General features: G+C 40.7%; 7 protein-coding genes and 1 pseudogene. 7 read left to right on the top strand and 1 reads right to left on the bottom strand.

What is annotated here, in order from left to right:
* The 7 genes from GW12_RS15430 to GW12_RS07785 form a co-directional block, all read left to right on the top strand.
* The coding region (locus GW12_RS15430) for a MerR family DNA-binding protein (protein ID WP_227504150.1) at window positions 1-265 on the top strand (265 nt) is incomplete at its 5' end.
* A gap of 142 nt (window positions 266-407) precedes the next feature.
* Window positions 408-818, top strand: coding sequence for a hypothetical protein (locus GW12_RS07810; RefSeq protein ID WP_034585861.1), 411 nt, complete (start codon window positions 408-410; stop codon window positions 816-818).
* A 49-nt stretch (window positions 819-867) separates the two neighbouring features.
* On the top strand, window positions 868-2235 hold the full coding sequence (locus GW12_RS07805) for a TolC family protein (protein WP_034585857.1): 1368 nt from the start codon (window positions 868-870) through the stop codon (window positions 2233-2235).
* A gap of 1 nt (window position 2236) precedes the next feature.
* Window positions 2237-3472, top strand: a complete 1236-nt coding sequence (locus GW12_RS07800) for an efflux RND transporter periplasmic adaptor subunit (RefSeq protein WP_034585854.1) — start codon at window positions 2237-2239, stop codon at window positions 3470-3472.
* Window positions 3462-6620, top strand: a complete 3159-nt coding sequence (locus GW12_RS07795) for an efflux RND transporter permease subunit (RefSeq protein WP_034585852.1) — start codon at window positions 3462-3464, stop codon at window positions 6618-6620. The genes GW12_RS07800 and GW12_RS07795 overlap by 11 nt, the downstream gene beginning before the upstream one ends.
* Before the next feature lie 85 nt (window positions 6621-6705).
* The gene (locus GW12_RS07790; protein ID WP_004665978.1) at window positions 6706-7605 is read left to right on the top strand and encodes a cation diffusion facilitator family transporter; all 900 of its coding nucleotides are present in this window, start codon (window positions 6706-6708) and stop codon (window positions 7603-7605) included.
* Between the two features lie 203 nt (window positions 7606-7808).
* Window positions 7809-7991 carry a hypothetical protein gene (locus tag GW12_RS07785; RefSeq protein WP_004281850.1) on the top strand — a complete coding sequence of 61 codons (183 nt, stop codon included), beginning with the start codon at window positions 7809-7811 and terminating at the stop codon, window positions 7989-7991.
* Between the two features lie 131 nt (window positions 7992-8122).
* Here GW12_RS07785 and GW12_RS15425 read toward each other — a convergent pair.
* Window positions 8123-8416, bottom strand: a pseudogene (locus tag GW12_RS15425) (IS5/IS1182 family transposase); the annotation flags it as partial.
* Window positions 8417-8539 lie beyond the last annotated feature (123 nt).

The raw sequence follows: 8539 nt of genomic DNA, 5'->3' as shown, positions 1-8539 counted from the left end.
AGGCTATGTTGAGCGAATTAAGTTTATTTTGAATTGCCGAACTTTAAATATGAGTTTGAATGAAATTCGTCAATTACTCACCTATAAAGATAATCCCAAGAAAAATTGTTCAGATGTGAATGAATTAATTGACTTACATGTCAGTGCTATCAGAGAAAATATAATCAAGCAACAAAAGCTTATTGAACAATTATCTGATTTAAGAGGTACTTGTGATGGTTTATGTACAATTGACCAATGTGGAGTTTTAAAAAATCTAGCTTGATTATCTAGACCTATGCTTTTTTCAAAAATTCTGTATATCTTTACTTTAGGCTGCAAAAAGTTTAAGGTTACTCAAATTCTGTGATCAGATCTTTGATAGATCTGGACAGCTTCTTATTGGTGTTTTAAATACAGATTTGTGTATGAAGAGAAAAACATTTCTAATTCAGATATTGGTGCTCTTATTCACATTCCAGAATATTTGGAGTGTGGCAGAGGCTGCCTGTCTGCATGAAATGACAAACATACCCAATTCAATACTCTCTAATCCAATCGATTTAGACGAAAAGAGTGATAGTCCTCGTCAAGCACTTTATTCCTTAGAAAACTATAAAGAAATTTATGACTATTGTCAGAAGCTTTGTTTTAACGAAAAGTGCAGTCATTTCTCAAATACAATCGTGATTCAGATTGACCCACCCGATGATTTGAAGCTTAAAACTCATTTTGAGACCGGCATTACCCCAACTTTTTTGGGAATAACTTTTTATAAACCCCCTTATCTGAATCAATTAACCCCGCCTCCCGATTTGCCCCTACTATTGGTGGGGTAGTCTTATAAAAGCCCACCACTCCTAATTTCATTATGCGTGGGGCATTTTCATGTCAAAAAACAAATTACATCAGGATACCTCCATCCTGAATTTATCCTGGTCAGCCTTAGGTAGCGGTATCTTGCTATCTGCAATGATCAGCTTCAGTACTTCCGTAGTCGCCAGTACTCAAGATTTAACGCTGCAGCAAGCTATTGAGCAGGTTAACCAATATCAAGCGTCCCAAAATTTCTGGGAAACGCAAAATAGTATTAATGCCACGAATCTTCAGCAAAGTAAGCTGTTTAAAAATCCTGAATTGTCAGTTGAACAAACGGGCTTTGGTTCAAATAATGAAAAAGAGCTTGCCATCGGTATATCACAACCTTTGGATATTTTTGGTGAGCGAGGAGCAAACCAAAAATTAGCCAGTCTCTCTACAGATAAAACAGCACTGAAGCAGAAGATTTATCAAGCGCAAATTGAGCTTGCAGTGAAATATGTATGGTCACAACTGGCCATTGCCGAACTTGAAAGAAACATTGTCAATGAACAACTTCGGGTGAGCGAAGAAAACCTTAAAGCGATCGAGAAGCGCTTTACTGCGGGCGGTATCGCGCAAGTAGATGTGAATCGCGCACGTTTAAGTCATGCTGAAAATATCCGTCTTTTTAGACAGGCCGACTTACAAGTCCAAGTGGCCACCCAACAATTATCAAATTTATGGGGAACCTCTGATAAGTCATTGAAGGTAAACCTCTCTTCGCAAAAGCTTTGGCCAAAATCGACTCATGGGCAGGTTCAAGAATATTTAGCGGATAACTACATTGAGAAATATCGGATTTTACAGGTGTTAGAGTCTCAAGCAACGGTTGATCAGCTGAAAGCAAAGTCACGTCCCAATCCTACTTTAAACCTGGGCGTTAACCGCACCCAATCCTTGGATAACTCAACACAAAATCAACTGGTGGTTGGAGTCAGTGTACCGCTCAATATTTTCGATCGTCAGCAAAATGGCATAAAAATCGCGCAAGAAAAAATGAACTTATTAGAGCGTCAGAAAGACTTTTATCTAAAGCAAAATGCGCTGCAAATAGGCACGATCTTAACCGAGTTGCAGGGTTTAGAGCTTCAATTCAAAGTCGTTGACGAGACTCAAATTCCTTTGGCGACTCAAGTTCAAAGTAAAACTTTACAAGGTTTTCTGGCAGGAAAGTTTGCTTTAACCGATGTTCAGCAAGCCACGCTTCAATTACAAGACATCCGTCTACGTAAAGTCCAGTTGTTACGGGAGGGCTGGCAAAAGGCCATCGAAGCAGAAAGTTTAAGCTTAGGCATTAGCCCAAGTGAAGTCATGTCGAAAGATGCTATTGCACAAATCAATCAAAATTTATGGCAAGACATACAGGCCATGCCTGTCATTGGTGGGGGAAATTAACATGTTCGATCTTAAAAACAGCTTAAAAAAACAGAGCGGAAAAATCTCTCAACCCCTACTGATTAGTTTGGTCATCGGCGCTACCGTACTCCTCAGTATTTTCTTGATCTTAACGGGTAAGAATAAATCTGAAACATCAGATGAACATGCCGAGGAAGAAGGGGGAGAAGAACATGGTGGTGAAACCGAAGAGCATGCAGAAGGTGTGAGCCTGACTGCCAAGCAACTGGTGGAACAGGGCATACAATTATCAGCGGTCGATCAAGGCCCGGTGGTTAAATTAAGTTCTTATCCTGCCAAACTGAATGTGAATACTGACCAGCAAGCGCACGTCTCACCGAGTTTTAGTGGTCATGTAGAAAATGTCTATGTAGAACTCGGTCAAAAAGTTCAGAAAGGACAGCCTTTGGCTGCGTTGCTTGTTCCTGATCTAGTTGATCAGCAGGCCAATCTTAAAATTGAACAAACCAACCTTGAACTGGCGAAACAAGACTATGATCGTGAGCGTCAGCTTTGGTCACAGGGCATTTCAGCAAAACAGGACTATCAACGTGCTTATAACAGCTATAAACGGGCACAAATTCAGGTTCAAGCGGCCCAATCACGTTTAAGTGCATTTGGTGCAGTGAATGCCAGTAACGGACGCTATATTTTGAAAGCTCCCATTTCTGGCGTGATCAGTAAAAAGGATTTGGTTCTCGGGGAAAATGTTCAGTTAGCCGATCAACTCTTTACGATAGACCGGTTAGATCAACTCTGGCTTGAGTTTATTGTTCCAAATTCTGAAATTATGGGCTTAGCCCCGAATCAAAAGATCGAATTTAAATCCTTGCAAACGGAAAAGGTCTACAGGGCAGTTATTCAGACTTTAAATACTGAAGCGGATATTCAAACAGGCCGTCTTCAGGTGCGAGCAAAAGTTGAATCGAATGCAACCGAATTACGTCCAAACTTGATGGTAAACGTACAGTTGCAACAACGCAGTGAAAGTACCGCATTACGGGTACTTAAGTCCGCAGTTCAGAATGTCGATGGAAAAGATGTGGTTTTTGTCGCCACTCAGCATGGACAGAAAGTTGAATTCAGTCCGCAACCGGTGAAATTAGGGCAATCGTCTGGGGATAGCCAGTGGATTGAAGTGGTAAATGGGCTTAATCAGGGACAAAAATATGCAGCTCAAGGCAGTTTCTTACTGAAATCTGAGATGGAAAAAGGAGAGGCTTCACATGAGCACTAAAAGCCCTCACATTCCAGACCACGAATCGGTAAAACCTGAAGGGCTGTTTGATCGGCTGATCCAGTTTTCTATCCATAACGCCATTTGGATTATGCTGTTTATTGCAGCCTGGATTGCTATTGGTATTTATAGTTATCAAAAGTTACCGATTGATGCTGTACCGGATATTACCAATACTCAGGTGCAGATTAACACTTCAGCCAATGGCTTTACGGCTTTGGAAATGGAACAGCGGATTACCTATCCCATTGAGAATGCCATGTCAGGCATGCCGAAAATGGAACAAACCCGTTCGATTTCACGCTACGGCTTATCGCAAGTGACCATCATTTTTGAAGATGGCACGGATATTTACTGGGCCAGACAGCTTATCAACCAGCGCTTGCAAGAAGCAATGGGAGAAATGCCTGAAGATGTGCAACCTAACATGTCGCCTATTTCGACAGGTTTAGGTGAAATCTATCAATGGGTGATTAAAGCCGAACCAAATGCTAAAAAGCCGGATGGAACCCCTTATTCGGCGATGGATTTACGTGAAATTCAGGATTGGATTGTAAGACCGCAATTACAGCGCGTAAAAGGCGTTGCTGAGATCAACAGTATCGGTGGCTTTAATAAAACCTATGTGGTTGCCCCTGATCTGAACCGATTGCAACAATTGCAAATTCCTTTGTCTGATTTACAAACTGCCTTAACAGAGAATAATGAAAACCGTGGTGCTGGCTATATTGAGAAAAATGGACAACAGCTAACGGTTCGTGTTCCCGGCACTTTAAACACGATTGAAGATATCCAGAACATCAGTATTGCCAATAAAAACGGCTATCCGATTCGGGTGGCAGATGTCGCCAATGTCTCAATTGGTCATGACTTAAGAACAGGGGCTGCAACCTATAATGGTGAAGAAACTGTATTGGGTATTGCCATGATGATGATGGGAGAAAATAGCCGTACCGTTGCTCAAGCCATTGATGAAAAGGTGCAATCGATCCAGCAATCGCTACCTAAAGGTGTGGTGATTGAGACTGTGTATGACCGTACGCATTTGGTTGATCGGGCGATCAAAACCGTTCAGAAAAATTTGATTGAGGGTGCAATCCTCGTCATTGTTATTTTATTTCTCTTTCTAGGTAATTTCCGTGCTGCGCTGATCACGGCTTGCGTTATTCCACTGTCAATGCTGTTTACCTTGACGGGAATGGCAGAGCAGAAGATTAGTGCAAATCTGATGAGTTTAGGGGCACTGGACTTCGGTATTATTATTGATGGTGCAGTGGTTATTGTAGAAAACTGTATCCGTCGGCTAGCAGAAGCTCAGAAGCTGAAAGGTGGTTTACTTAGCCGTTCTGAAAGATTTAAAGAAGTCTTCTTGGCTGCAAAACAGGCGCGTCGTCCTCTGATTTTTGGACAGTTAATTATTTTGGTGGTTTATCTACCTATCTTTACCCTGACGGGTGTAGAAGCCAAACTTTTCCATCCTATGGCAATGACTGTTGTACTAGCTTTAATTGGGGCCATGATTTTATCTGTCACTTTTGTGCCAGCCGCAGTTGCCCTATTTGTCACTGGAGAAGTCAAGGAAACCGAAAGTCGCTGGATGCATTGGCTTAAAACTAAATATGAATTGCTTTTAGATAGAGCCTATGAGCTTCGTTTATTTGTGACTATTGTGGCTGCCTGTATTTTAGTGCTTACGGGTGTGCTAGCTACTCAAACAGGTAGCGAGTTTGCACCTCAACTGGGTGAAGGTGATTTTGCTGTTCAGCAAATGCGTTCCCCAAGTACAGGGTTAGAACAGTCACTGAGAATGCAGGAAAATACTGAAAAGTTACTGTTGAAAGAATTTCCTGAAATTAAAGCAATCTTTGCCCGTACCGGTACAGCAGAAGTGGCCACAGATGTCATGCCACCCAACATTTCAGATGGCGTGGTACTGTTAAAACCTCATGATGAATGGCCTGATCCAAAACAAACGATTGATGAGCTTCGCCAAAGAATGATTACTTTCTTAGCGACATTGCCGGGAAATAACAGTGAGTTCTCGCAACCCATTGAACTGCGTTTTAACGAGTTAATTTCAGGGGTGCGAAGTGATGTGGGTGTCAAGTTATTTGGCGATGATATGGAAATTCTGAATCGTGAAGCGAATAAGATTTCTCAGAAAATTAAATCAATTTCAGGCGCGACAGCCGTTAATGTAGAGCAAACCAGCGGCTTACCCTTGTTGAATGTAGAAGTTGATAAGTCCAGAGCAGCACAATACGGCTTGTCGGTAAGAGCAATTCAGGATCTGGTGGCGACAAGTGTCGGTGGTCAAAATGTTGGAACCATTCTACAGGGGGACAAGCGTTTTGATTTTGTTATCCGTCTAGATGAATCCCAGCGTAGTCCCGAGCAGTTAGCGCTACTTCCTGTTCAATTGCCAAATGGTGGTTTAGTCCAACTGCAAGATGTTGCACGCGTTGAAAATATCCTGGGTATTAATCAGGTCAGCCGTGAAAATGGTAAACGTCGGGTGGTTATTACTGCAAATGTAGAAGGACGCGATTTAGGCTCATTCGTAACAGAACTTCAGAGCACGTTATCCAAACAGGAATTACCAAGCGGTTATTGGATAGATTATGGCGGTCAATTTCAAAATCTGATGTCTGCAAAAGCGCGTATGCAATTGGTGGTTCCGCTCGCATTGTTGACGATCTTTATTTTATTGATGGCTGTATTCCATAATATCAAAGAAAGCTTACTGGTCTTTAGTGGTGTCCCGTTTGCCTTATGTGGAGGCTTAATCGCGTTGTGGTTGCGTGACATTCCATTATCCATGTCAGCAGGGGTTGGCTTCATTGCACTATCGGGGGTGGCTGTACTGAATGGCTTAGTCATGCTCACCTTTATCAAAGAGTTGCGACAGCAATATGACCTTTATTATGCAACGTGGCAGGGTGCAATTTTGCGTCTTAGACCTGTGCTGATGACCGCTTGTGTTGCTTCGCTTGGGTTTGTTCCGATGGCTTTGGCAACCGGGACTGGGGCAGAAGTACAGAGACCTTTAGCGACTGTAGTCATTGGAGGAATTATCTCCTCTACCCTGCTTACATTGGTTTTACTGCCTGTACTGTACCGGTGGATGAATGAAAAGAAAGCTTCTTAATCCATTAGATTAAGCAATTTTTAGCAGAGATATTGGGTCTGTCTCAAATATCTCTGCTAATCATGGATTAAATAAGGAAAATTTTATGTCAGAACATCATGATCATAGCCATGCGGTTGTTACTGAAGGAAATAGTAAGAAATTAATGTTTGCTTTGGGTTTAACGACTACTTTTTTAATAGTAGAAGTTGTCGCTGCTTTTATTACCCAAAGTTTAGCATTACTGTCTGATGCCGCTCACATGTTTACTGATGTAGCCGCATTAGCTATTGCTCTTGCTGCTATCAAAATTGGTAAAAAAGCCGCAGATGATAAAAGAACTTTTGGCTATCAGCGATTCGAAATTTTAGCGGCTCTGTTTAATGCAGTGATGCTTTTTGTGGTGGCGATATATATTGTCTATGAAGCTTACCAACGCTTTACGCATCCTGCTGAAATTCAAAGTGTTGGAATGATGATTGTCGCAGTCATTGGTTTGGTCATAAATTTGATTTCAATGAAAATCCTTTCTGCGAGTGCTCAAGAAAGTCTAAATGTGAAAGGCGCATATTTAGAAGTCCTTAGTGATGCACTGGGATCGATAGGCGTGATTATCGGAGGAGTGGTCATTTATTTTACCCAGTGGATGTGGGTAGATACCGTAATCGCTGTGTTAATTGGCTTCTGGGTTTTACCTCGAACTTGGGTTTTATTAAAACAAAGTATCCATATTTTGCTTGAAGGGGTTCCTGATGAGATTGATATTGAGTCGTTAAGAAATGATTTATTGATGCTAGAGGGTGTTGAAGGGATTCATCAGTTGAAAGTCTGGGCTATATCTTCAAAAAACATTCATTTAACTGCTCATTTGGTTGCTCCTAATAGCGATCCAGATCAGCTCTATCAAAAGGCCTTAGACGTTCTAAAACATAATCATAGTATTACTGAAATTACGTTACAAATAGAAAGTAAGGAATGTAATACATTGGAACAGCATAAACATTAAAGTGCTGCTCTTTCTACATAATGGACAGATGACTAGGCTGATAAACCTTACCATTTTCCTGTATTACACTTCTATTTATCACACGCACTTTAAACACCATCCTGAGACATTTTAAAATTACAAGAATGTAATTTATGAGTCCTCTGGGTGTTAATTCTTTAAAGTTAGAATATCTAACAAGTATTAAATGAGAGTAAATAAACATGCTATTCAAAAATAAATTTTGTACTAAATTACTGTTAATTAGTGCATTCTTTAGTATCGCAAGTTTTAGTTATGCAGATGGCGGCTTGTTATTTCTTGAAAAGAATTTAAAAGCTTCTAAAGTTGAAAATTCTAAACAAAAACAAGTTAAAAATAATGAATCAAATGAATCAAATGAATAGTTGGGTTGCATAAATAAATCAATTAGACTTATTCATTCAGCAATATAATTCCTGAATGAATAAGTTTATAACTAAAACCGGCTTTGTTGCATAAACATTCAAAAGCTGAGTTTTCCCCAATCCATTCAAATTTAAGTGACAACTTGGGTGTGAGGTCTACCTAATTCCGTAAATCTATTCAGAACTGCCACACGCGCATGAACTTCATTGACCTGACTTTGAAAATGTCTTGCCGTCAGCTTATCGCCTAATAATTTGATGCAATGCATCTTGGTTTCCACCAAACTGCGGCGATGATAGCCTGACCATTTTTTCCATAATGTCCTGCCTAAATGCTTAACCGTTTGAAGTAACTCATTTCGTTCTATTGAACTGATTTTAGAATCTTTCCAGGGCTTGGCATTCTTCCTGGGTGGAATTACGGCACTGTTGCAAATAACCACGAATGGTAAGTTGAAGACTGTTTTAGCTAAAGGTGCAGCATATGAATCCTTTCCATGGTCGGCATTTTCAGGGCGAAATCATTCTTTGGGCTGTGCGCTGGTATT

Source organism: Acinetobacter sp. HR7 (assembly GCF_000773685.1).
Taxonomy (GTDB): domain Bacteria; phylum Pseudomonadota; class Gammaproteobacteria; order Pseudomonadales; family Moraxellaceae; genus Acinetobacter; species Acinetobacter thermotolerans.
This window is presented reverse-complemented; position numbering and strand designations above follow the sequence as displayed.